Source organism: Paenibacillus jamilae (assembly GCF_050482105.1).
Taxonomy (GTDB): Bacteria; Bacillota; Bacilli; order Paenibacillales; family Paenibacillaceae; genus Paenibacillus; species Paenibacillus jamilae_B.
On the sequence record NZ_JBCNHI010000015.1, the window covers coordinates 26,425 to 49,301 of the forward strand.

At 39.0% G+C, this 22,877-nt stretch carries 25 protein-coding genes and 1 pseudogene; 17 read left to right on the top strand and 9 right to left on the bottom strand.

Annotated features, from left to right (window positions below; all coding sequences use genetic code 11):
* Positions 1-195 precede the first annotated feature (195 nt).
* Both ABEW32_RS12350 and ABEW32_RS12355 read right to left on the bottom strand, forming a co-directional pair.
* Positions 196-579 carry a DUF2750 domain-containing protein gene (locus tag ABEW32_RS12350; RefSeq protein WP_430188073.1) on the bottom strand — a complete coding sequence of 128 codons (384 nt, stop codon included), beginning with the start codon at positions 577-579 and terminating at the stop codon, positions 196-198.
* Positions 580-851: 272 nt separating this feature from the next.
* Complete coding sequence (locus tag ABEW32_RS12355; RefSeq protein ID WP_430188075.1) at positions 852-1,466, bottom strand: sugar O-acetyltransferase; 615 nt, start codon at positions 1,464-1,466, stop codon at positions 852-854.
* A 277-nt stretch (positions 1,467-1,743) separates the two neighbouring features.
* On the opposite strand from ABEW32_RS12355, the gene ABEW32_RS12360 reads away from it, so the two are divergent.
* The 4 genes and pseudogenes from ABEW32_RS12360 (at position 1,744) to ABEW32_RS12375 (ending at position 3,883) form a co-directional block, all read left to right on the top strand.
* Positions 1,744-2,622, top strand: coding sequence for a helix-turn-helix transcriptional regulator (locus tag ABEW32_RS12360; RefSeq protein ID WP_430188077.1), 879 nt, complete (start codon positions 1,744-1,746; stop codon positions 2,620-2,622).
* A 469-nt stretch (positions 2,623-3,091) separates the two neighbouring features.
* Positions 3,092-3,223 carry an RNA chaperone Hfq gene (locus ABEW32_RS12365; protein ID WP_430188485.1) on the top strand — a complete coding sequence of 44 codons (132 nt, stop codon included), beginning with the start codon at positions 3,092-3,094 and terminating at the stop codon, positions 3,221-3,223.
* A gap of 320 nt (positions 3,224-3,543) precedes the next feature.
* Positions 3,544-3,798: pseudogene (locus tag ABEW32_RS12370) on the top strand (transcriptional regulator); the annotation flags it as partial.
* A complete protein-coding gene (locus ABEW32_RS12375; RefSeq protein ID WP_260846422.1) occupies positions 3,761-3,883 on the top strand; it encodes a hypothetical protein in 123 nt (40 codons plus the stop codon). The pseudogene ABEW32_RS12370 and the gene ABEW32_RS12375, both read left to right, overlap by 38 nt.
* 180 nt (positions 3,884-4,063) lie before the next feature.
* Here ABEW32_RS12375 and ABEW32_RS12380 read toward each other — a convergent pair whose 3' ends face one another.
* On the bottom strand, positions 4,064-4,525 hold the full coding sequence (locus ABEW32_RS12380) for an ester cyclase (protein ID WP_025363866.1): 462 nt from the start codon (positions 4,523-4,525) through the stop codon (positions 4,064-4,066).
* Positions 4,526-4,742: 217 nt separating this feature from the next.
* On the bottom strand, positions 4,743-5,585 hold the full coding sequence (locus tag ABEW32_RS12385; RefSeq protein WP_430188079.1) for a MerR family transcriptional regulator: 843 nt from the start codon (positions 5,583-5,585) through the stop codon (positions 4,743-4,745).
* A 260-nt stretch (positions 5,586-5,845) separates the two neighbouring features.
* Between ABEW32_RS12385 and ABEW32_RS12390 the strand changes: the two genes are divergently transcribed.
* The 3 genes from ABEW32_RS12390 to ABEW32_RS12400 all read left to right on the top strand — a co-directional run bounded on the left by ABEW32_RS12390 (position 5,846) and on the right by ABEW32_RS12400 (position 9,743).
* Positions 5,846-6,844 (top strand): NAD(P)H-dependent flavin oxidoreductase, encoded by a 999-nt coding sequence (locus tag ABEW32_RS12390; RefSeq protein WP_430188081.1) that lies wholly within the window; start codon positions 5,846-5,848, stop codon positions 6,842-6,844.
* On the top strand, positions 6,838-7,749 hold the full coding sequence (locus ABEW32_RS12395) for an arginase family protein (protein ID WP_430188083.1): 912 nt from the start codon (positions 6,838-6,840) through the stop codon (positions 7,747-7,749). The genes ABEW32_RS12390 and ABEW32_RS12395 overlap by 7 nt, the downstream gene beginning before the upstream one ends.
* A 581-nt stretch (positions 7,750-8,330) precedes the next feature.
* Complete coding sequence (locus ABEW32_RS12400) at positions 8,331-9,743, top strand: transcriptional regulator (RefSeq protein ID WP_430188085.1); 1,413 nt, start codon at positions 8,331-8,333, stop codon at positions 9,741-9,743.
* Between the two features lie 216 nt (positions 9,744-9,959).
* Here the strand turns inward: ABEW32_RS12400 and ABEW32_RS12405 are convergent, their stop codons facing one another.
* Together ABEW32_RS12405 and ABEW32_RS12410 are read right to left on the bottom strand one after the other, a co-directional pair.
* On the bottom strand, positions 9,960-11,132 hold the full coding sequence (locus ABEW32_RS12405; RefSeq protein WP_430188087.1) for an MFS transporter: 1,173 nt from the start codon (positions 11,130-11,132) through the stop codon (positions 9,960-9,962).
* Between the two features lie 25 nt (positions 11,133-11,157).
* Positions 11,158-11,976, bottom strand: a complete 819-nt coding sequence (locus ABEW32_RS12410; protein ID WP_430188088.1) for a MerR family transcriptional regulator — start codon at positions 11,974-11,976, stop codon at positions 11,158-11,160.
* A 305-nt stretch (positions 11,977-12,281) separates the two neighbouring features.
* On the opposite strand from ABEW32_RS12410, the gene ABEW32_RS12415 reads away from it, so the two are divergent.
* From ABEW32_RS12415 to ABEW32_RS12445, 7 genes are all read left to right on the top strand, one after another.
* The gene (locus tag ABEW32_RS12415) at positions 12,282-12,389 is read left to right on the top strand and encodes a hypothetical protein (protein WP_017428056.1); all 108 of its coding nucleotides are present in this window, start codon (positions 12,282-12,284) and stop codon (positions 12,387-12,389) included.
* Positions 12,390-12,856: 467 nt separating this feature from the next.
* On the top strand, positions 12,857-13,693 hold the full coding sequence (locus tag ABEW32_RS12420; RefSeq protein WP_430188090.1) for a BclA C-terminal domain-containing protein: 837 nt from the start codon (positions 12,857-12,859) through the stop codon (positions 13,691-13,693).
* Between the two features lie 511 nt (positions 13,694-14,204).
* Positions 14,205-14,834, top strand: a complete 630-nt coding sequence (locus tag ABEW32_RS12425; RefSeq protein WP_430188092.1) for a DUF4367 domain-containing protein — start codon at positions 14,205-14,207, stop codon at positions 14,832-14,834.
* 168 nt (positions 14,835-15,002) lie between these two features.
* Complete coding sequence (locus tag ABEW32_RS12430; protein WP_430188094.1) at positions 15,003-15,401, top strand: YmaF family protein; 399 nt, start codon at positions 15,003-15,005, stop codon at positions 15,399-15,401.
* A gap of 138 nt (positions 15,402-15,539) precedes the next feature.
* Complete coding sequence (locus tag ABEW32_RS12435; protein ID WP_430188096.1) at positions 15,540-15,722, top strand: hypothetical protein; 183 nt, start codon at positions 15,540-15,542, stop codon at positions 15,720-15,722.
* 129 nt (positions 15,723-15,851) lie between these two features.
* Entirely contained in the window at positions 15,852-16,355 is a 504-nt protein-coding gene (locus ABEW32_RS12440) for a hypothetical protein (RefSeq protein ID WP_430188098.1), read from the top strand.
* Positions 16,356-16,498: 143 nt separating this feature from the next.
* Positions 16,499-16,600, top strand: coding sequence for a phage terminase small subunit-related protein (locus ABEW32_RS12445; protein ID WP_430188100.1), 102 nt, complete (start codon positions 16,499-16,501; stop codon positions 16,598-16,600).
* A 161-nt stretch (positions 16,601-16,761) separates the two neighbouring features.
* On the opposite strand, the gene ABEW32_RS12450 is transcribed toward ABEW32_RS12445, so the two are convergent.
* On the bottom strand, positions 16,762-17,433 hold the full coding sequence (locus tag ABEW32_RS12450) for a TetR/AcrR family transcriptional regulator (RefSeq protein ID WP_430188102.1): 672 nt from the start codon (positions 17,431-17,433) through the stop codon (positions 16,762-16,764).
* Positions 17,434-17,592: 159 nt separating this feature from the next.
* Between ABEW32_RS12450 and ABEW32_RS12455 the strand changes: the two genes are divergently transcribed.
* The 3 genes from ABEW32_RS12455 (at position 17,593) to ABEW32_RS12465 (ending at position 20,826) form a co-directional block, all read left to right on the top strand.
* On the top strand, positions 17,593-18,540 hold the full coding sequence (locus tag ABEW32_RS12455; RefSeq protein ID WP_430188104.1) for an aldo/keto reductase: 948 nt from the start codon (positions 17,593-17,595) through the stop codon (positions 18,538-18,540).
* Positions 18,541-18,767: 227 nt separating this feature from the next.
* Positions 18,768-19,418 carry a glycosyltransferase gene (locus ABEW32_RS12460; RefSeq protein WP_430188106.1) on the top strand — a complete coding sequence of 217 codons (651 nt, stop codon included), beginning with the start codon at positions 18,768-18,770 and terminating at the stop codon, positions 19,416-19,418.
* A 352-nt stretch (positions 19,419-19,770) separates the two neighbouring features.
* The gene (locus tag ABEW32_RS12465; RefSeq protein WP_430188108.1) at positions 19,771-20,826 is read left to right on the top strand and encodes an acyltransferase family protein; all 1,056 of its coding nucleotides are present in this window, start codon (positions 19,771-19,773) and stop codon (positions 20,824-20,826) included.
* A gap of 216 nt (positions 20,827-21,042) precedes the next feature.
* Here ABEW32_RS12465 and ABEW32_RS12470 read toward each other — a convergent pair whose 3' ends face one another.
* Positions 21,043-21,948, bottom strand: coding sequence for an SPRY domain-containing protein (locus tag ABEW32_RS12470; protein WP_430188109.1), 906 nt, complete (start codon positions 21,946-21,948; stop codon positions 21,043-21,045).
* Between the two features lie 384 nt (positions 21,949-22,332).
* Positions 22,333-22,875, bottom strand: coding sequence for a GNAT family N-acetyltransferase (locus tag ABEW32_RS12475; protein WP_430188110.1), 543 nt, complete (start codon positions 22,873-22,875; stop codon positions 22,333-22,335).
* Positions 22,876-22,877 lie beyond the last annotated feature (2 nt).

A 22,877-nucleotide genomic window follows, 5' to 3' on the forward strand; every position in this document is an offset into this window, starting at 1 on the left:
GGGGCTTAAACGTAAGCAAAGTAAATCCCCGCTAACCTTAATTGGTTAGAGGGGATTTTTAGTTGAGGAATTGCTTATAAATGGATACTTATGAGTGAAGATGGTAGGAGTTCAATTTTTAAATGTTCATTTAAAATAAAGTCCTTCCCTGTCGCTGTTTCATTGAACTAATGCTTCCCATTAGTTTAACAATTTTCAATACTGTTCAAGTTCCTGTTCCAAATCTTTTAATAAAGCATTAATTTCTAGAACCGCTGCATTCTCTCTATTCCAGAATATCGAGGGCTTATACTGGTCTTCCTTTATTTTGGGTAAGAGCTTGCTTATAAATGTGTTTAAAGGGATGATTTCTGCTGTACAACTTGACCATTCTTCATATGCGCAGTATTCTGCAAATTCCCTTTTTGGCCAGAATGGAACTAATAAGTCCCCGTTATTATCTGAGGTCATTACCCAACCGTCATCATACAATCCCCAAACTTCTTCTGAATCAGCAACCTTTTTTATGAAGTACTCATATCGAATATTCGCAGGGAGTTTAATAACTGCCTCGAACTCTTTCGAGTTTATCGGCTTCATCCGCACCCTCCTTGTTAGTCCTTTTACTTAAATATACCATACCACGTTATCCTGTCCTTTAAATTAACAAAAATGGAGCAGCTGCGAAATTTATTGTCATTAGGTGAGCAAAATTGTTTCCTGATCAAACGATAGATTAGTAGCACAACACCGGAGGAGAATGTTCTTGTATGATCCACTTTAAGATTCAACCTCTGTTTAAGAAAGGCACATTATTAATCTAACGTTACCTGTGAGATTAATAAGACTAAAGAAAGAAATAGCTCGGAGTCCTATACCAAATCTTCTCTGACAATTTTTTTGTCTTTAAAATAGAACATTTTGTCGTGCTCGTTAATTTCGCGAAGTACTTTACAGGGATTACCGACAGCCACAACATTTGCAGGAATATCCTTGGTCACGATACTTCCAGCTCCTATTACCGTATTGTCGCCAATAGTTACACCCGGAAGTATAATGGCTCCAGACCCTATCCAGCAATTTTTTCCGATCGTTATGGGTGTGTTAAATTGATAACCTTTTAAGCGAAGTTCAGGCAAGATGGGATGCCCAGATGTTGCTACAGTCACATTGGGTCCAAACATCGTGTAATCGCCTACGTAAATATGAGTATCATCAACCAGAGTCAAATTGAAATTAGCATAAACCTTTTTCCCAAAGTGTACATGCTTTCCTCCCCAATTTGCATGAAATGGGGGTTCAATATAGCATCCCTCACCAATTTCAGCAAACATCTTTTTAAGGAGAGTATCCCTCTTTTCATATTCTCTCGGCCGAGTCATGTTGTAATCGTAGAGGTCTTCAAGAGTTTTGCTTTGCTCATTTAAGAGTTCCTCATCTCCAGGCAAATATAAACTACCATTATGAAGGTTTTCTTTAATGTTCATATTTTTTATCTCCTACCTAATTAATTGTTTTTCTATATACTTGATCGTATTTGGCCTACTTGGCCCCACACAATGCTTCTTTACGATCCGTATATATGCCATTATGTTGCATTTGCTTCCAGACGTTGCACGAATGTGCCCCTATGTTGATCATAAGGTTTATACCTCTTACTATAAAATCACAACAACACTTTGAGGATGGAACATTGACATTCATACATGGAGATTTGTAGTATAATTTTTTTCATATCTACTCTATACAAAAGGAGAATTTATGATGGAAAATCCGGAGCATTATGAGTATAGAGTACGGATTAATCGGTACTTATTAAACGCTGAGCTGAATGTCACATTTGCTGGTGCAGCAAGACCTCTTCCTCGTCATAAAGTAGGTCCGGCTGTTTATAATTACATATTGATTCATAGCGTAGATCATGGATACGGTACTTTTGAATGGCAGAGGAAGAAGCATCGTTTGGGTCAAGGGGATATTTTTATTATTTTTCCAGGCGTATTATTTAGCTACGAAGCCGACAATGCGGAACCATGGTCCTATCGTTGGATAGCTCTTCAGGGCCGACGCGTTACAGAAATGCTTGAAAATATCGGTGTTACACCAATTGATCCCATCGTAAGAGGTGCAAATTCTGTAAAGCTGGCAAGCATATTTGAGAGAATAGAACATGAATTAGAACATAAATCGGGCGAGACGATCACTACCTTAGCTACTGATGGTTGGTTTCGCGTACTCTTGGCGGAATTTGCTCGCTTGAATGCAAACAAATTACATTATTCTTCAGCTGAAGTTCTTACCGACTCCGAACGCGTAGTAGAACAAGCGATTAGATGGTTCCAAACGCAGTATATGCTGCCAATTTCAATTGAGAAATTAGCGACTTCGCTTGGCTATCACCGCACGCATTTTACTAAGGTGTTCAAACAACTTACCAGTTTATCTCCCAAGCAGTACATTAATCAGGTTCGCATGGAAAGAGCCAAGGAGTTATTGAACACAAATATAAGCATTGAACAGGTCGGAAACTCTTGTGGCTTTTCTGATCCCTTGTATTTTTCAAAACAATTCAAAAAGTGGACTGGAATATCACCAACTCAATATAGAGATGAATTGAAACGATCCTATAAAGATAGGTTCTAACAAGAGAGGGCAAGCAATTTAAATGAAGGCGTTGCTTGTTTTAGAGCAAGATACCTAACTTTATGGGGGCAGGATAATTCTAAACTACGGATCGTCAGAAGGCCAACACAGACAAATTAAAATGGATTCTTCTGTGTCCAACCTATCTAGGACTAGAAAAGAAGATTTATAACTACTTATCACTCACATTTTATATAATGCTATCATCAGCCTATTTGATAACAAAAACTTTATAGAAATGTCTAGGAAAGCAAATACGTTCGATGAGTTTAGAGGGATTGTTTTTTCTTTCCTGTAGTAAAATTTATTTACCTTGACAAGATCAAACTGAGTGCATCCTCTTGACATGCGTGTGTTATATCGAAGAAGGAAATTCATATTTAGAGAGAGGGGATCTAAATAACAAAAAAACAATCATGGCTTACAATCACTTAACTCATCTACAGGAAAAGAATTAGACTGAACAGTTATCACTAAAAATGGAGTTCAGATGCAAGAAATAGTTTTACGACATGATAAATACTCTGCTTTATTCAAACTCAAAACTGGCATGCAGAGTTTAATTTACAAGCATGTAATTTCTACAATAACTATAGCTTAGGCGTGCATCATCAACCGTTTCCTTGAATTAAAAGGGAAACGGTTTTTTTAATCAGTGGTCATATGGACAAACAAATAAGTTATATAGAACGTAATTAAGAAACTGACAAAATCACTCATACCACTAAATGAGAAATACATTGTAATCTTAGGTGACGATGAAAAATTTCATTCATACTAATAATGATAATCCATTGTTATATAAGAAGTGAAAGAACCTTAATTCGGTTGAATACTAGACACCTTCCAACTCCAAAACAATTTTATCATGTAGCCAGCTATTAAGGAGATGAAGATAAAGACGTGGAGGCGCACTATATCACGTGGTTTGGTTACGAGTTAGCTTATTATTATTTACATCGTGGCTCCTACAATGATGGTTTTAAACATTTGATGTATTCAATGGTAAGTTATCATACACTAAATAATGAGACTTACTTTATAAATTGTATGGGGCTATTTTCGCATTTTCGGGAACATGCGTCTCATGAAACCAAAGCTAGTTTTTTAAATCTTATTGAAAAGGTGTGGATGACTAATGTTGAAAAAAACGGTACTGCTGATCATTGCGGCTAGCTTTTTATTATTTATTGTTACTGTGCCGGATCAAGCCTTTAACCACCATAGTATCCAACCTCAAGTTACTATTGGAGGAGCTTAAACACAAACAAAACCAATCCCCACCAACCTTAAATGGTCGGCGGGGATTATTTGTTATATAAAAGATTGACATTGGCTTCAAATTAAAGCTCATTCCGTTTGTCACACAAGAGAAGGATTCCTTTTATTAATGAACTAAGAGCAGGGAATTTTCAAAAATATAACACAACAGAATTACTTTTTATTTGTCTAGTTTAAATCCTACTTCCATTGCCAATTTGATTTCTTCACACATGTACCACATATCCGTAATTTGTCCATCATCATTAAATTCAAATATACCAACTTCATCCCACTCCACACGCTTATTGGTTGCAGGCATTCCAACAAATGTGCCCTTGTGTGTTACATAGTAATGAAACTGTGCAATTACCTTATTTCCCTCTGCAACAACATATTTCATTTCAACTTTTTGGTCACTTAATGCACCGTGAAGTACAGCCCAACCTTCCTTCATCCACTCTAAAAAATTCCCTTTTTTCGGAATTGCATCGCCAGTAGCTTCATAAAGAGCCGCAAAACCGGCTCTGTGTGTAACAGCATCTTTCGAGACTACTTGACGAACGTAATCTACATCGTTAGTTGGTAAAGCCTCCGTAATAAATTTTCGAACAATCTCTTTGTTATTTTCTAATGTATTCAAAATAGTTCCTCCTAATATTTTTTGCAAATTTAGTAGTAGCGCTCTACGAAACAAATCATAAACCCTATAGTAGGAATAGGGTCAACTATTTTTATTTGAAATCTAAAAGTTCAATTCGCCCATATTTTGTGCGATATTATACAATTTTAAACCTCCACAAACGAAAAAAATTCCTTCTGAAAGAAAAAAGATCCTATATATGCTATAGGATCTTTTTTTACTGATCTATTTTCTTTGCTCTCAATTCTGTAAGAAATGTTTCTTTTTTTAACGAACTATAGTTTGTAGGAAGAGAAACTTCATATACTTTTCCATCAGTTTGAATATGATTTGAAGTAATATAATTATATAGCTTTTGATAATAATGGTAGTAATCTTTATTATTCTCTGACCAGTCAAATGCAATACAAACATAATCACCCGAGGCAATAGCATCTATGGTCATTGGTTCTTCTATGTTTAAACTTTCTTCAGATACTGATGTATAAATGTACTCATAATTCATATTAGAATCATCATATGGCTTTAAACTATATATATACCCATACTGGTTTTCAATGATACATCCTTTTTCCTCTAACACGTTAGCCAATTTTCGAACATAGAGACCTGAACGCCCCTTAAAAGGATTAAGTGACTGTGTAGCCATCTTCAAAATGCGATCTTCTTTTATACTACGGAAATATACCTCCCCTCTTTCTTTTTCACATATTTCTAATTGTTCTTTTAGTTGACGTTTTTTTTTCTCTAATAAGCACTTTGCATTTTCCAATTTTTTAAATTCATTTTCAATTGTGTTCTCTTGGTCTTCCAAAAATCTCTGCATTTCTTGCGGGGTAGTTAAAATGATCTGCCTAATTTCTTCTAATGGAGTTTGTATTCCTTTTAAGTATTTAATAATATCTAAATAAAAAAATTGACTAATATGATAATATCTATATCCATTATTTGGGTCAGTGTACTCCGGTTTAAAAATTCCCAATTTATCGTAATACCGCAAGGTTTGAATAGAAATGTTGTTTAACTTCGCAGTTTCTCCAATTGAAAAATGTTCATTCATTTAAATTTTCCTTTCTAATCGCTTTAGAAGCAAACCATTTCAATTGCTAAAATTCATTCTAAAATCCATTTTTCAAGCTCATTTTAGGATTGTTCTTTTTTGTAATATAGGTATAACAGTTTAGAAAGTCAATAAATAGATTTTCCATACAATCTTGTTTTTATTACTTACTAATTTCTTAATTGACCCTATTCTTACTATAGGGTTTATGATCTTATACATAATTAGATAGTAATAATAAAGAAGGTAAGGTGATTATAATGAAAAACAACAATAGGGTATGTGGAATACTCGGTATAAAATATCCCATTGTACAAGCTGCCATGAACTGGATTACAGATGCAAACATGGTTGCTGCTGTATCAAACGCAGGGGGAATGGGAGTGTTAGGTCCCAATGCTGGTCCAAAAATAGTTGGATCTAAACGAATTAACACGGAAGAAAGAATCCGCAATGAACTACGTAAAATTAAATCACTGACTGATAAGCCCTTTGCTGTGAACATAATCCTACCAGAAGAAGGAATGGAAGATAACGGATTTTACGTTCGGACCACTCTCAATGTTTCTTTTGAGGAAGGGGTAAAACATTTTGTAACTGTTGGCAAAGTAAATCGACAGGTATTTAAAGAAATTAAAGATCAGGGAGGTGTTTTAATCCACCGTGAATTAAATCCTACAACTAAAGCTGCAAAAATAGCTGAGGAAGCAGGAGCAGATATCATTATTGCTACCGGTTATGATGAGGGTGGAGTTATTCCTCAGCGCTCAATTGGAACATTTTCAATTGTTCCAACGATTGTAGATGCAGTTAATATACCGGTAATTGCTACAGGTGGAATTAATGATATCCGTGGTGTGAGAGCCGCTTTTGCTCTGGGTGCTGAAGGAGTTTATGTAGGAACTCGTTTTATTGTTTCGAATGAATGTCCTGCTTCAGATGTTACAAAACAACAAATCATTTATGCAAAAGGGACTGACCTGCTTTCTGTATCGTCAACTCAACGCTCCATACCTAATAAAGCAGCTCAAGAATACGAGGGTTTGTACAAAAATGGAATGCCTTCTGACCAAGTAGACAAAAAGATAAGCGAGAATGGTGGTCTTCGCACAGGAATGCTGGAAGGAAAGATGGATGAGGGAATTGTTTCAGTAAATACGGCTATTGATCTCATTACGGAAGTAAAGACATGTGAAGACATCATCAAGGAATTAATGGCTGACTTTAAAAATGTTGAAGGGATGGATGTTACATGCTAGAAAGGGAAAAGAGCAAGACGCTTCGATTACTGATGCCACAATGGCAAGGTGGAAACAATCCACCGTACGTTCTTGGAGCCCACTTGTTAAACTGGCTAGCGCCTAAAACGGATGGTCCATTTGAAGAAGTACCCGTCGATCTAGATGCGATCCTTGAAAAAGAGCAGGGAATTGTTGCTAAGAGTACATTACTGAATCAAGCTCGTTCAGCTAAAGGGTTAATTCATAAGCATAACCCCGATAGTATTATTGTTCTTGGTGGAGATTGTGGTGTAGAACTTGCTCCTTTTGCATACTTAAACGAAAAATACGATGGAGATACTGCTTTACTATGGGTTGATTCACACCCCGACGTCTCTATTCCTGAGGATTGGCCCAACCATCATGCCCATGTGCTTGCTAATTTGTTAAGTGTGGGAGATAAAGAATTCGTTGCAGAAGTGCCACGACCATTTAAACCAGAGCAGGTATTATTTGTAGGGCTAAACGATATGATTGAGGCACTTCATTCTAAGCCTTTACGAGATATGAAAATGGACATTGTAACTCCAGGCGATATTAATGAGGACAGTTCCAAAGTGCTTCAATGGCTCGAATTACGAAAACCTTCTAAAGTTATTGTTCATTTAGATTTAGATGTACTGGATTTGAGAGAATTCCGTTCTCTTTTAGTTGCTAATCCTGATACTTACGATAAAATGGTGGGGCATACTCCAAAAGGATCTAGTATTGAAACGATTATACGAGTACTTCAGGACGTAGCAAAAGCTCATCAAATTGTAGGGTTAGGTATCACTGAACATTTCCCTTGGGATGCAATGGCATTGCAAAATATGCTGCAACGCTTACCATTAATAGGGGATATAAATAAAAAAGACAAACCCATTGTTAACTGGACGCTATAGAATGCTTATATCATTTTTATTTACGTTCAAACATCAATCTATGAGTACATTTAGCGAAAAAGCTGTATCCTGTTAATTTTTTAGTGGTTTCGGACACGGTCGGCGTGAGTCCACTAACCAGAATATTAAAGCCCCGGATTGCCCCGGGGCTATTTTTATACGGCGGCGTAGTGAAGATTACATCGGAGTCAAACGGAAGCTATTTATGAGGAATGAGTTTGAATTTAGAGTAGATGTGAGAAAGATTACTGAAGGTACGTATATGTGCATCGCCTTTAAGTGGTCTATCACCGAATATTACAATTGCCTTGACAAACCCATCAAAACTCTATTTCAACGCACTCGTAATGCGTAGGTCGGGGGTTCAATTCCCTTCACCAGCATTTCATGAAAATCAAGCATAGCGCGGCTTCTAAGCTTTTTGGAGGTCGTGCTTTTTTTGTTTATAGAAATACTCCTATGACAAACGCAGTATTTCTACATAATTTGCAAAAAAAGATATTGACAACTGGTTAATTATTGGACGAAAATAGTGAATGATTACAAAATACTGGGATTTTTATGCGAAGGGTGGCTATGTCATGAAGCATACACCTACGATTCGAGCGGAATTAGACAGATACTTACAACAAGAGGGCATGAGTCTAACACAGTTTGGGCATATAGCGGGCATGAATAGGGGAATCGTAAGTGCTATTGTGTCAGGGAATAAGTCCATGTCTGTGAACCAGCTTGACTTAATCACTGAGGCTATGGGATTACCAGAAGGTCACTTTTATGATCTATTTATAGAAAACTACATCATCGATCATCCACTTAATATGAGGCGAATCGAACCGCTTTTGTTTCGTTGTGCGGAGTTGGACAAGTTGGAGGCGATCCGCCGAGTAGTGGGAGCTATCATGGACAATCTGTTGTATTCACCCAAACTTTTTGAAATTGCAGAGGAATTGTTGTCGCAGGGAAGACAGGCGGCTGCATTGCTGCTGTATGAGGGGGTAGCTGAAGCAGAGAGATATCAACATTCTGAACGTTTGGCAGTCTGCCAATATCGTATATTCACGATTCAGATTGGGGACGACCAAAGTCAGAATCTCAAGGCAGCAACATTATTTGAACCCTTTGTGGAACGTTTGGATGAAATAGAACAGCTTGACGCGCTGAAGGATTTAGCTAACGTATACAGGTCTTTACGTAAATGGGACAAGGTAGAGGAAGTAGCTAGAACAATGAGAGCTAAAGCTGAAGTCCACTATTCGTTTGTCCATAACGAGAAACACAAAGACGGAACGCCAGAAAAGAAAACAAGAGGACCGTTATTTGGATATATTGCTTATGCTGACCTGTTGTGTGCCAGTGTTTGTGAAGCCCGGAGCGATTATGAGCAAGCTCTACAATATACATACGCCTATGCGGATTTAGACTGGGTTAAAGAGGACGACGAGGATACTCAGTACTGGATGAACTTGTTCAGTCAGTGGGCAGAAGGCAATATATTTGTAAATAAGCTTCTGTCTGGAGATGTTAGCGTGCTGCCAGACTATGTTGAATATATAGCAGCAACATCAAACGCTAACGAAAACGAGAAACTATCCAAGCTGCTGAACATTATGATAGCGGCTAATCGATATGATATAGATGTAGATGACGTCCTTTCACGTTTTGAAATGGACATTCAAATCTTTGCTAAATTACCGTCAGTTGCTGATATGTACACTCAACAAGTAATACCGGACTATTTTGCATGGTTTGGCTTCGAGATAGCTTATTATTATTTGCATCGAGGAAAATATATTGATGGCTTTAAATTTTTGATGAATGCAACGGTAAAGTCACATATAATAAATAACGAAACTTACTTTATAAATTGTATAGGTCTTTTTATGCGATTCCAGGTCCATGCGGCTTCTACAATCCAAACAGAGTTCTCCAATCTAATTGAAAAGGTGTGGTTGAGTAATGTTAAAAAAAATAACACTGTCAATCATTGCTAGTAGCTTTTTGTTTTTTATAGCCGTACCTGGTATTCAGGTTCTTGTACAAATTGGTGGATTCTAAAAAAATCCCCGCTAACCTTAATGGGTCGGCGGGGATTTTTAGTTGAGGGATTACTATAAAGGGATATTTATGAGATCACTTTTTAAATATTCGTTGAAAATAAAGTCCTTCCCTGTCGCTGTTTCATTGAACTAATGTTCCTGTTAGCTTAATCATACTGAATATTTAGCTTTAGTCCTACTACTCATTTTGTTAAATAGTAAAATAGCAAGAAGTAAAGCTAAACTTACAGCGGCAAAACCTAGCCAATTCAAATACAGGACAGATGTACGACGGATGACAAGCCCGCCTAATCCAGATCCCATTGCAAAGCCAAATTGAATGAAAGACGTATTTACGCTAAGAGCAATATCCGGATTTCGAGGCGCCAGAGTAACCAGATATAGTTGCTGAGCCGGGGAGATACTCCACGTTGCTAACATAAAAATCATTAAAATCAAAATTAAAACCAAGAGATGGACACCGGCTAATGCGAATAAAAGAAGCGTCACCCCTTGTAGCAGAAGCCCGAGAAGGATGGTAAATTTCGAACCTTTTGCATCTGCCAATTGTCCGCCCACTCTTGATCCCACAAAGCTGCACACACCTGCCAAAAACAGAACACCGCTAATTTCGGTCATGGAAAGAGAGGAAGTCTCTTGCAAGAAAGGCGTAATATAAGTAAACAGTGTGGCATAGCCGCCGACATAAAATAACGTAATTACCAAGGCTATCAGGATAGTTGGATTTTTCAGAATAGAAAGTTGCATGCTGAGGGTAACCTTCTCTTCTTCTTTGATTGATGGAACCTTTTTATAGATGACAAGTAATGGTAGAACGCTTAATATACCGATTAAAATAAATAAAACTCTCCAGCCAAACATCTCACTAAAAAATGTACCTATGGGAACACCAAGCACTAGCGAACTGCTAAGCCCCATCAAAATGATACCGATGGCATTGCCCCTTTTTTCTTTCTCAACCAGTCGTGTCGCTACGGCCATAGCTACAACGGTCGCCATTCCTCCACTAGCTCCCTGGATTACTCGTACCCAAAGTAACGTTTCATAAGCCAGATCTGCAAACATTAGACCGTTACTGACAATAAACACACCAAGGGTAGTCATTAGCAGTTTCTTGCGATCTGCATTGATTGTAAGTGTAATCAAAATCGGAGAGACTATGGCCGCAGCTAGAGCAAACACGGTCACTAGTAACCCGGCTTCGGAAGTGGATACCCCCAAGTCCAAAGCGATCATTTCAATGACTCCTGTAATAATATATTCAATGGTTCCGATCAAAAAAACTGCCAATGCCAAGACATAGATAATCCCTTTACTTTTCAATTTACTCCACTCTGCCTTTCTTCAGTTATTTATTTAGTATTGGAATTTGTATTTCGATGAATTGTGCATCTCGTTCCGGAAATAACGGTAAATACAGTTCCCTACCCGATTCGTTTTCTTTGATCTGATAGTTATTTTTCTCAATCCATTTCGCTAAATGAACACAGGCCGCACCATCAAAGGTTGAATTTGAGTGAAAAGCTATTGTGGCCATCATCGGTTCAGGAGGAAGAATCCGTAGCTGGAATGGCTCTGGAGATGATTGCAATTCACAGGTTAAAAAATAACCGACTTCAAACTCAAACTCATCCTCTTTTCCATCGATGTCTTTCCACAAAACAACCTGAGGACCTTGGATCTGCTGGCGAATTTCTGTTGTTAATAACAGATCCAATTGAAGAAATAACTCTGGAATGTCTTCTTCTCTTCCGTATGCTTTTTGAAAAAGAAATGTATGAGCTTCTTCTGCTTTGATTCTGATCTCATGGCCCGTTTCGAATTGCCCCTCTCTTTCTATAAGCTGCATACGCTCCTCAATCCTGACAAGTTTGGCTTGTTCCGTATCGATAATTTGCTGGATTTCGCTTCTTTTCAGCCTAAACATGCCTTGAATATTTTCCAACGTAACATTTTCCTGCAGCAGCTGTGTAATTTGGGACAATGTAAAGCCCAATTCCTTATAAATTAAAATTCGGTTGAGCTCAAGCAACTGATCTGCGGAATAGTACCGGTAGCCCGTATCGTGATCTACTTTTCTCGGCTTAAGTAAGCCAATCTGGTCGTAATAACGCAGTGTTTTTAGGGAGACCTTGCTTAGCCTGGAAAATGCACTGATTTTGAACAAAATATCATCTCCAATCCATAACATAATGTGAGTATACAGTTTCCCGTGCAGGGGAAAGTCAAGGATGTGAGGCTTTTACTTATCTGAAAAATTTCTCTCATGCCGATTGTAGCACTAGCTACGGCCTAGCTGTCCTTTAGTGAACAAAAGCAACTGCTAACCGTTATAAGCTGGATTTACATGATAGACTTAAACGATTTGGAAACTGGTGGGCGGGGGTATTTTTTCTATTTACCTGCATGCCCAGTCACAGAGTGTATTCACACATATATTAAGGTGACGACAAATAAAGGAGGGCTACAGCTATGAGTGGATGCGCAGGTCCAGCTGTTTGCGGTGCATGGACTTCTACAACAGCAATCTTGGTGCTCTATATCCTCTTGGTTATCATCCTTAAATCATGTTGGGTTTAAAGTGTGAAAGGAACTATATGTAAAACCCCATCATTCAAGCTTAACAACCCTATTCCTTTCATAGTCTGTCCGAAATTAGATTAGGTAAAAAGCTCTGCTAACCTTATGAGGTGCTCCCTTCCCTTATGTGGTCGGCAGAGCTTTTTTAATGTTCTTATACTGAAATTATTCAAGCCATACGATTGCCAATACTGCTTAAAAACTGGTTAATTTGGTTCCCATTCAAGACCCACTGGTTTGGGCATGTTCCCCATGTTAGATATCCCCCAGGCAAGTGTCCAATCTTCCGCGAACACCAAACATAAGATGTGGTATCTTTTGTGGAGGTGAAAGTTGTGAAGTGTGAACCGTATCATGTGAGAAAGCAAAGGTTCAAGCATGACAAGAAAGTTAGACGCTCCCTTGCTAAGAAAGTCAGACGTTACGTTGCCAGGAAAGTCAGACGACACCTTGTTAAGAAGGTTAAAGTGATTAAGGTTAAGCCTGAAGTTGTGGTTAATGCTCCGCAAGGTCCTCAAGGAATACAGGGTCCTCCAGGACCGTCGGGACCTGCCGGGCCGCAAGGGATTCAAGGATCACAGGGAGTTCTAGGTCCTCCTGGACTAACAGGACTTCAAGGGATACCGGGACCTGCCGGACCATTGGGAGCTCAGGGACCGCAAGGGATACCAGGAACACCAGGCTCAGTCGGCGCAACAGGGCCTGCCGGAGCTACTGGTGTGATAGGTGCAACAGGACCTGCCGGAGCTACCGGTGCGATAGGTGCAACAGGACCTGCCGGAGCTACTGGTGTGATAGGTGCAACAGGACCTGCCGGAGCTACTGGTGCGATAGGCGCAACAGGGCCTGCTGGAGCTACTGGTGCGATAGGCGCAACAGGACCCGCCGGAGCTACTGGTGCAACAGGCGCTCCTGGTATATTTACCGCGTTTGACTGCACTACATTCTCGGGCCCAACTTTAACTGCAGAAGTCCCAACGGCGAATCTTGCATCTGTGACTGTAACGGTACCAGCTATTACGAGTACTGTTTGGCTTACCGCTTACGCGACATGGACTCCAAGTTCTGCTAATCCGACGATCACATTTAGAATCATCCGTGATGACGCTACCGTGATTGCAACTGCAAGTGATACTCCTGTTTCAGCAAACAGCCCTATTACGACTGCCTTAACTACCTGCGATGAAGCCCCGCTTACTGGAACACACACGTATACATTACAGGCTACTGGAAACGCCCTTTCTGGCGGACAGACAATCACTATTAATACAGGAGCTCTTACCGCAGCAGTCGCTAATACTTAATAACCAGACATGAGCTGCACAGAGGATATACGAGCCGGGCTGGGATCACATCAAAAGATCATCATGCTCGCAGGAGATGAATTTAGAGAGCATTAGAAATCAATCTCGTCTTGTTGCCACAATTATTGCAGACTTTGGGGGTATGTGGGTACTAACGGGAACTGTACCGGAAACACATTGGTAATGCGCAGGTCGGGAGGTACTTCCCTTCACCAGCATTTTATGAAACTCAAGCACAGCACGGCTTCCAAGCTTTTTGGAGGTCGTTCTTTTTCGTTGGAGCGGCCAGTCTAGTCAGAACCCATGCGCGGTTTAATCCGCAGTGTGCCCTCTATATATTGGTAGCAATACCCATGGTTCTGTTGATATATTACAATGAAAAAACTTATAATGTAATAAAAGACAAGTAAATGGAAAAATATATTTAATTTATAGTAGCTGTTTTTGAATATGCTTTATTAGCCACAAGTACATAAATGTTGTCTTACATTATTAATAGGAGAGGGTTAATTTGAATAAACAATTAGTTGCTGTAGCATTAGGTGGCGCACTCGTAATAGGTAGTGGTGCATTTGTATATAATTCATATGTTGCCGAATCAGAATCACCAGCACAGATTCCAGCTGAGACGAAAGCAGAAGCGATTAATGCTTCAGCAGTACAAGAGCCGACTGAAACAACAGCAGAGACAGTAGGTGAAAGCTCCGGTGATATTGAAGGACTCATAAACATACCTGATGTACCAGCAGAAGACATCCATATTCCTAATCTAGCGCAGGGAGCCTCGCTTAGAACGACAGCGGCAGACAAACACAGTTTGAAGCCATTAAACACAACAGCCTTAAAAGGCGAGAATGGACTGATCATTAGACAGTCATATCGTGGAACTGATTGTACTGAAATTATGGTCATTCAAACCGAATCCCAAATGGGCGAACAGGCCACTATTAATAGTTTGAAAGAATCGTATAAAGAAGAAAAGGTCGAGTCGACTAAAATCAACGACCACACAGCTGTTTATGTGGATGGAAAAGAGAGAAAAGTTGTTCATCTAATTACAAAGGATCATTTTTATACTGTTTCTTCTTTCAACTCTACTATTGACGAATTGATGGAAATTGCAAAGAAGATTCAAGAGTGATCTGATAAAGGCTGGATTAGAACACAAGCGCAAATGCTTGTGTTTTTTTATTGCCTTGAAAGGTTTGAATGGCTTGAAGAAGGAGTGGAAACCAACTCCATAGCCCTCTGAACATTTTCACTACCTCTTTCATAGTATATGGCAGTTGATAAAGAGAGGTGGCTGCTGATGGAAATACCAATAACGGGTTTTGTTGTTCATTCCGGTAATTCCGACTCTAATCATTCGCATGAGCTTTTTATTAGTTCGTGGGACGGTAGACCAGTTAATGTTCACGTACATCCTTTTAAAGGGAATACATCAATTGATGTGGGGCACTACCACCATTACGCTGGGGTAACAGAACCGGCTCCAAGTGGTGTTCCGCATGTTCACAATTATTATGCTGAAACATCATTTAACGATCAGCATACGCATTTAATTAGAGGAACTACAGGACCAGCCATTCCCTTGACAGGTGGTGGGCATTATCATCATTTTGAAGGGTATACAACAGTAAACGGTAGAATTCCTCACGCCCATAGGTACAGTGGAAATACTGGAGATGAGAAAGAATACCGAAATTAGTCAATGAGAGAAACTTAACTCCTATAAATAATGGGACTTGGAGTTAGTTATGGCGGTATGAATAGTAATAATGGCGAGCTTCAACAGGCTCGTCTTTTCTTGTTCCAAGGTGTTGACGTTTAGATAGAGATTGTACAAGTGGAAATTGGAGTCATACCAATCGAACAAATCGTTTCCGTCGTTAATCTCGAAGATCAGCAAGAGCGGTTATTGAATATCGTCTCGAACAAGGTAAGAAAGTCTGAGGAGTACGACAATAGGAATGAACTGATCGAGTTGGATATTAAGCTTCAAAAGGAAGGCAGTAAATCCGTATCATGAAATTGCTAGTTAATGCATAAAAATGGATTTATTAAACAACAATATGATTTTATTGAAAAGGAAATTAGAAACATGGAATCTTTTGGTAGAATGGGGGGGTTAATATACAAATATAGGGAGGAATAATCTTTGAAGAAAAAGCATTTTATTGTACCGGCCTTGGCTCTGGGTCTAATAGGGGGAGCTATTGCCGTACCCAATGCGATTTTTGCAGATTCAGATGCTGCTGTAAATGATGCCACAAATACATCAACTTACACGACCCGTGATGAGGTAAAAACACCTGGTAATCATGACGTGAGTCTTTTTAGGACAAAAGATCTTTTTAATGTGAACCTTGACGGCAAGTCGCCATTAACGGAGTTCTCCATAGATCCTGGATATGGTCATGTTAAGATCCGTGTGAAAAACAACACCAAGGCGACGCTTACTTTTACCTTGAAGCATGTCGACAGTGGGAAAGATTATTTTACTAAGTATGTGGGTGCTGGTGATACATTTAATTGGTACAGCACGGATGGATTTTCAAGCGGATTGCGCTCAGGAAAATATGAAATACAGTGGCGTGCTGGCGGAGCTTATGTAGACGCCTCAGCATGGGCTATATCGGCCACTAATCCAGATGAACTTTAATTAAACCAAGCTATCAAACAAACAGAGAAAGCTCCAATCTTTTCCGGTTCGGGGCCTTCTTTGTTTTGCCCAAAGGTCACATCATATTATCAAATAAATCAAAATAATTGTATTTACATTCGTTGGGGGTGGTGATGTATAGCATGGCAAGCGAACGGAGTCCTGAGCGGGACAAGGCAAAACAGATATGGTTGGAGAGCGGCGGAGCGATGAAGCTAAAAGACATCGATTCTTTCTATTTCTGAGGGCAGGAGACCTTTTATCGTTAATCATTTTAGAGTAGATGTAGAAGGACTCCAACGGTATATAGCCTAGAATGAAGTCCTTTCTATGTCTAGAAGGATAGCTTATAAAGCTTTCCCTTCGACTGCGTTCTCAGCCCACTTGGACCCACTGCGTATTTATGTCAAAATAGATTTTTGGTAATCTTGTGAGTCAAATGCTCGATTCTCGGTAACATGATTGTATCATCAATTACTGAAAGTTTTTCGGATTTAAACAACTGAATTTTCTTTAAATGATAATAATCAAATAAAATTTGTTGAACAGTTAATTGATTCGTCATTAGATATTTAGCATTGAACATTCCCCTCAGAATCTCATCCTGCATGATTAGCAGCTTCCCATTGATATCATTAAAAATCCCTCTTTGGATTCCTTCTTCGAAGAAAGCCAATACCTGCTGTTCTCGCTGCTTCATGGCCTCGTTTAATCGATCATACCAATCCGGGTAACTGGTTTCGAGTTCCTTTAAAAATATATTCGTGAAATACTCCATAAGTGAGACCGATTGCTCGAATATTTGCTGGAATCGAGTACCAAAACTTTGATCCGAATCCAACGGGGAGAAAGTCAGTTCATTCATATATTCAATAAAGCCATCTACAATGAATCCGATGATTTCTTCTTTTGTAGAGAAATACTTATATAAGGTCGCTCTGCTAATCTCCATTACTTTTGCAATTTCATCCATCCGAACGGTTTGAAGTCCATGTTTTCGCAAGTAAGGTAGTAGCTTAATAATAAGTTTGACTCGAGTCTCGTTCTTTTTATCTGATTTATTCATATGGTTGTTCAAAATCATGACCCCCTTGTGTCTATTATACCCTGAATATAGATGTAATATATAAAAAAGATACATAATAGACAAAATAGATAAAAAGTGTTTACTATGTATTTTGTGTGTGATAAGATGAATTTCGAAGCAACTCTAACTCATAAAAGAGAGGATATCTAAATGAAAACACAAAAACTTGGCAACAGTGAACTTGTCGTTTCTTCTATTGGATTGGGTATGATGGGAATGTCTCCGGGTATTTATGGGGCCATAAATGATGAAGAGTCCATTCAGACCGTTCATCGTGCCCTAGATCTTGGAGTAACGTTGCTTGATACCGCTGATGCGTATGGCAACGGACATAATGAGGAGCTTTTAGGAAAAGCATTGAAGGGACGGAGGGAACAGGCAATTGTCGCTACCAAATTTACATTTGGTCCTAATTGGGAGTTTATCGGGGGGCATCCTGATTACGTAAAGCAAGCAGTCGACGAAAGCCTACGACGTCTTAATCTGGATTATATTGATCTTTATTATCAACATCGAGTCGATCCTAAAGTCCCAATTGAGGAGACGGTAGGTGCGATGGCTGATCTGGTAAAAGCAGGTAAGGTACGTTATCTTGGTCTTTCTGAAGCAGATGCACCTACCATCCGCCGAGCACATGCGATACACCCCATTTCCGCATTGCAATCGGAATACTCCCTCTGGAGTCGGGATGTTGAAGCAGAAATCCTTCCTACCGTAAGAGAACTGGGAATCACTTTTGTGGCTTATAGCCCTCTAAGCAGGGGCTTCATCACCGGAGAAATTCATAACTATGAGGATTTCAAAGCTGATGATATGCGCAGAATTTTGCCACGTTTCCAAGGTGAAAACTTCCGAAAAAATATTGATATCGTGGACAAGCTCGGGGAAATTGCCAAAGAGAAGAATTGCACGGTAGCACAACTGGCAATAGCGTGGACAATAGCTAGAGGCACACTGCTGATCCCAGGTACAAAACGCAGAAAATATCTAGAAGAAAATGCGGAGGCTGTTGATATTCAACTTACTGCTGATGATTTAGCCCGTATTGACGCTGTTAGTCCAGAGGCTTACGGTGGGCGTTATCCTAATCGAGTGTAAACGTTCAAATCTGTTAGCTTAGGTCAAATTTTGTTCATCAGGATTGCTTCTTTTACTTAAATCATGGAGTCATGGGCTCTGCTGGCTAAGCACCGGCAGGCCTTTTTTGCGTTTTAAAATACGAAATCAAGTTTTTGTAACATGATTACAAGGGTGGTATAAAATTATGTATTCCAACCATAATAAGACAGTCTATTTGATTCCAAATGTAAGAGGAGCAGATGAATGTGAAAAATAAATGGATGCTGGCGTTGTCGTTAACCTTGGTACTCGTTCTTAGCATGAGCCCTGCAGTGGTTATGCAAGCGAAGGCAGGTGAGGAAAAGGGGTCCATTTGCCTAAGCCCCAAAATGGTGCAATTGAAAGTCGATATGCAGAAGGTATGGATCGACCATACGATATGGACGAGAAGCTATATTGTCAGCGCCATATCTAATCGTCCAGACCAGAAGGATGTATTAGATCGGCTTTTACGGAACCAACAGGATATAGGTAATGTGATCAAGCCTTATTATGGGGAAGCGGCCGGTAATAAGCTGGCTGATCTTCTGAGAGAGCATATTCTGATCGCAGGGAAAATTGTAGCGGCTGCCAAAGCGGGCAATCAGGCGGACGTGAAAAAGCTAGAGGCGGATTGGCATACAAACGCCGACGATATCGCCAAATTTTTAAGTGAAGCGAATCCGAATTGGCAGTTCAAAACGCTACAAGATATGCTGTATACGCACCTTCAGTTGATTACGGAAATAGTCCTTAATTGTATCAAAGGAGATTGGAAAGCAGATATTGCTGCAACCGATAAAAATGAGATCCATATGATCCATTTAGCGGACATCCTGACAGAAGGTATTGTCCAACAGTTTCCTGAAAAATTTTAAGCGAGCGTTATAGACGCTGCAAAGAAGATTAGCTTTTTATATTCACCCCAAAGGTGGCTATGAAAAGCTTTTTTCATGTTATGAGACAGACATTACCTCACAGCTAGCGCCTATTTGGGAAAACACTAACAATTAAAATCTAATGTCACGGATATTGCTTACCAAGAGGGGGTGATTGTACAAGAACTTTATTCTCACAACCTCAAGGACAACGCTGCTCCCAAGCCTTTAAGAAGGTCGTTTTTTTTATAAAATGGGGTGTAATATGGTGCCCAAAAAAATAAATATTCTATATTACTTGTTTGTGCTAATATATCTCTAGTCAATTACAACTTAGAAATGAGGATATTGTGTGCACCATGACAAGGAACTAAAGCTTGTAGAAACAAATATTGCGAAAGGGATTGCTGTCATACTACTTTTGGTTCATCATCTTTTTGCTTTTCCTGACAGATTAAAGTATGACTATGTTTCATTATTTAGTTTATTTCATGAAAGAGGAGAGTTCTATTTAGGGCATTTTGGTCAGATCGCAATTTGTATTTTTTTATTTTTAAGTGGTTATGGTTTATATAAGAGCAATGTGCAAAATCCACAGCATTTAATGCAGAAAAGCTTTACAAGATTAAGCAAAATCATGATAAACTACTGGGTTGTTTTTTTGCTTTTTATTCCGGTAGGTCTGTACTTTTTTGGAAATTCCGATAGATTTCAGCATAGTTCAACAATGGATTTTTTGCGTAATTTTATAGCGCTATCCAGCTCATATAATGGTGAGTGGTGGTTTTTATATGATTATATCCTGCTACTATTAATTTTTCCGGTCACCTTCCAAGCCTTTCAACGTAACGCATGGGTAACTCTTCTGATTGCTGGCCTTGTTTTTTATAATTCATATTCACAAGGAAACTATTACAGCATTATGTATTGGCAATTACCGTTTATGATAGGGTTGTTCTTTGCAAAATATAAGCTGTACTCATGGATGAATAAGATTTACAGCTCCATTATTTTCAATAATATATTATTTGATGTTATTGTTCTTGTGTTGTTATTCCGTTTTCGTACTACGAGTCAACTGTTTGAAAAGACAACAATTGACATGATAATAGCCCCTGTATTTATCCTCGTTAGTATTCATTTAATGAATAAATTAAAACTAACTAGACCTTTCGCTTATTTAGGGAAAAATTCAATGAATATTTGGTTAACCCACACCTTTTTTTGTTATTATTATTTTCAGAGTATTGTTTTCTTCCCCAAGGTATCTATCTTGATCTTGTTGTGGTTAGTATTGTTAACGGTACTCACTTCAATTATTGTTAACCGCATCATCAGTCGCATTAATAACAAGGTGTACACTAAAAATATAGACCTTAATCCAAACCAAGTTGGAAGCCAAGTGTAGGTTTATTGACATTCATTCAAGAGCAGTTTATTAAAATATTACGCGTAGCCTCCATGCTTTTTGGAAGCTGCGCTTTTTTATTGAAATAGGCGGTTTACAAATCTTTTGCCTAAAAAGTATATTGTCCAGTAAAGCAACTTAAGCGTGACTTAGATATGAGTAAATGAAAAAAGGACTTCATTGGCATATTGGCCGATATGAAGTCCTTCATAATGTTTATTTGCTTGAATACTCACTTACTTCAAATGTGAGAATTTTGTTGAAGATTACGTAGTCTTTGCGATTGCTGAACGGACCTTTGTTATTATTATGCTTATCGATGGCAAAGAATGAAGCACCTCTGCCAGCATCTTTTGCGTCATACCAAGCGATGAAGGCATTTAATTCTTTTTTGCTCAAATCGAATTCTTTATCAAATCCATTGTCCATCGTTACAGTCAGAATAGCACGGTCACCAGTTGGTTGTGAGGAACCATCTGTATCCGACGGATCAGGTGTTGTAGACGGATCGGGTTTTGTTGTTGGATCAGGTGTTGTTGATGTACCCGACTCTTGGTAAGGTAAAAATCCATCAGGAACTGGATATTTAAAATTACTTGCTCCGAAATTAGCTTCAAAATTTATTTTTGTACCAGTTCCACTTGCAATCACAGGGAAAATGTGGGTACCTTCTAATTCAGATGGTTTTATGGAATTAGCTCCAAGGGAGACTCCATTTTTGTACCAGACAATTTTATCGTTATCTAAATCCAATGCAATGCCGATAACGTCACCTGTTCCAAAGCCAGAACTGTAACCTATAATTACAGGTGATTTGACGCTGTTGTAAATCGAACCATTGTTTCCATAAATAGTTTGAGTCTGTTGATCTGATTCACCTGTTATTCCTACGAATGATGCAACATTAGTTACTTTTATTTCCCAGTACCATTTTCCATTTGTTTTCCCAACTGTTGCTCTGTCTCTTGTTCCTGACCCATCAAGAGATGTTACTAAAGAGCCATTTGTCCAAGTCACATTTGTTGTCTCAGCTTTTGTAACTGTGGGGAACAATGAGAACACTGAAGCTCCAATAAGAAGAGCTAACGCTATTGTTCCTAGTTTTTTATAAATATTTCTCATGGCTTCCTCCTAAAATTATGTAATAACAAGAGAATTATAGAACTATATTGGGATAATTGTCCAAACATTAAATGATATATATTCAAATGTAAGTAATATTTTGGAATTTAATTTTTCGTGAGAATTATGGGGGAACAGTAGAGAGATTAAGCCAGAATCGGTCAAGATATCAGGTAAAGTTTTTATGAGAGATCAGCTGGAGTTTCGAGTAAATCCTGTAGCAAGAGAAAAACCTGAATGATTTAAATTCTGAATGATCTATTCACTCCGGCTCAACTTCGGAATTAGATTCGTATAAGAAAACAAATCAAATAGCGGCGGACCAAGACTTAAAAGTTATGTTGTAGACTGCCGCTGTTGTAATTTGGTGTTGACTCTAAAAATTTAAATATCCTCTGCTGGATTTATAATTGCCAGCACCTGATGGTCCTCCCACTTTCCATTAATTTTTACGTTGCTTCGAGAAATGCCTTCTTTGTGAAAGCCAGCCTTCTCAAGCACACGGATAGACCCTGGATTCCGAGGAGAGGCTTCTCCGACGATGCGATGAAACTTTAGTTCATCGAAAGCATAGCGAACCACCTGCTTCACTGCCTCCGTCATATAACCCTTGCCGTTATAAGCCTGGTCTAGGCTGTATCCGATCATACAGCTCTGGAGTGGTCCTCTCACCACAAAAGATAGACCTATGCTGCCTATAATCCGGTCGTCCTCCTTGTGGCACACCACGAAAGAATATTTGCGATCCTCCACCATGTCAGCCTTACTCTTAATAATCGTTTGGAGCTGGTGCTCCTCTGTATAGTGCTCTTCCTGGTGGTTTGGCGAAAACTTTTCAAAGAACTCTCGATTGCGTCTGCACATTGCTGTCAATTCTGCGACGTCCACCTCTTCCGGGAAGCGGACGTATACTCGCTGCTCCGACATCT

Coding starts and splice junctions, on each gene's coding strand:
- ABEW32_RS12350 (WP_430188073.1), bottom strand. CDS start 579: ATGAAGCCGATAAACTCGAAAGAGTTCGAGGCAGTTATTAAACTCCCT.
- ABEW32_RS12355 (WP_430188075.1), bottom strand. CDS start 1,466: ATGAACATTAAAGAAAACCTTCATAATGGTAGTTTATATTTGCCTGGA.
- ABEW32_RS12360 (WP_430188077.1), top strand. CDS start 1,744: ATGGAAAATCCGGAGCATTATGAGTATAGAGTACGGATTAATCGGTAC.
- ABEW32_RS12375 (WP_260846422.1), top strand. CDS start 3,761: ATGTTGAAAAAAACGGTACTGCTGATCATTGCGGCTAGCTTTTTATTA.
- ABEW32_RS12385 (WP_430188079.1), bottom strand. CDS start 5,585: ATGAATGAACATTTTTCAATTGGAGAAACTGCGAAGTTAAACAACATT.
- ABEW32_RS12390 (WP_430188081.1), top strand. CDS start 5,846: ATGAAAAACAACAATAGGGTATGTGGAATACTCGGTATAAAATATCCC.
- ABEW32_RS12395 (WP_430188083.1), top strand. CDS start 6,838: ATGCTAGAAAGGGAAAAGAGCAAGACGCTTCGATTACTGATGCCACAA.
- ABEW32_RS12400 (WP_430188085.1), top strand. CDS start 8,331: ATGAAGCATACACCTACGATTCGAGCGGAATTAGACAGATACTTACAA.
- ABEW32_RS12415 (WP_017428056.1), top strand. CDS start 12,282: ATGAGTGGATGCGCAGGTCCAGCTGTTTGCGGTGCATGGACTTCTACA.
- ABEW32_RS12430 (WP_430188094.1), top strand. CDS start 15,003: ATGGAAATACCAATAACGGGTTTTGTTGTTCATTCCGGTAATTCCGAC.
- ABEW32_RS12445 (WP_430188100.1), top strand. CDS start 16,499: ATGGCAAGCGAACGGAGTCCTGAGCGGGACAAGGCAAAACAGATATGG.
- ABEW32_RS12455 (WP_430188104.1), top strand. CDS start 17,593: ATGAAAACACAAAAACTTGGCAACAGTGAACTTGTCGTTTCTTCTATT.
- ABEW32_RS12470 (WP_430188109.1), bottom strand. CDS start 21,948: ATGAGAAATATTTATAAAAAACTAGGAACAATAGCGTTAGCTCTTCTT.
- ABEW32_RS12475 (WP_430188110.1), bottom strand. CDS start 22,875: ATGTCGGAGCAGCGAGTATACGTCCGCTTCCCGGAAGAGGTGGACGTC.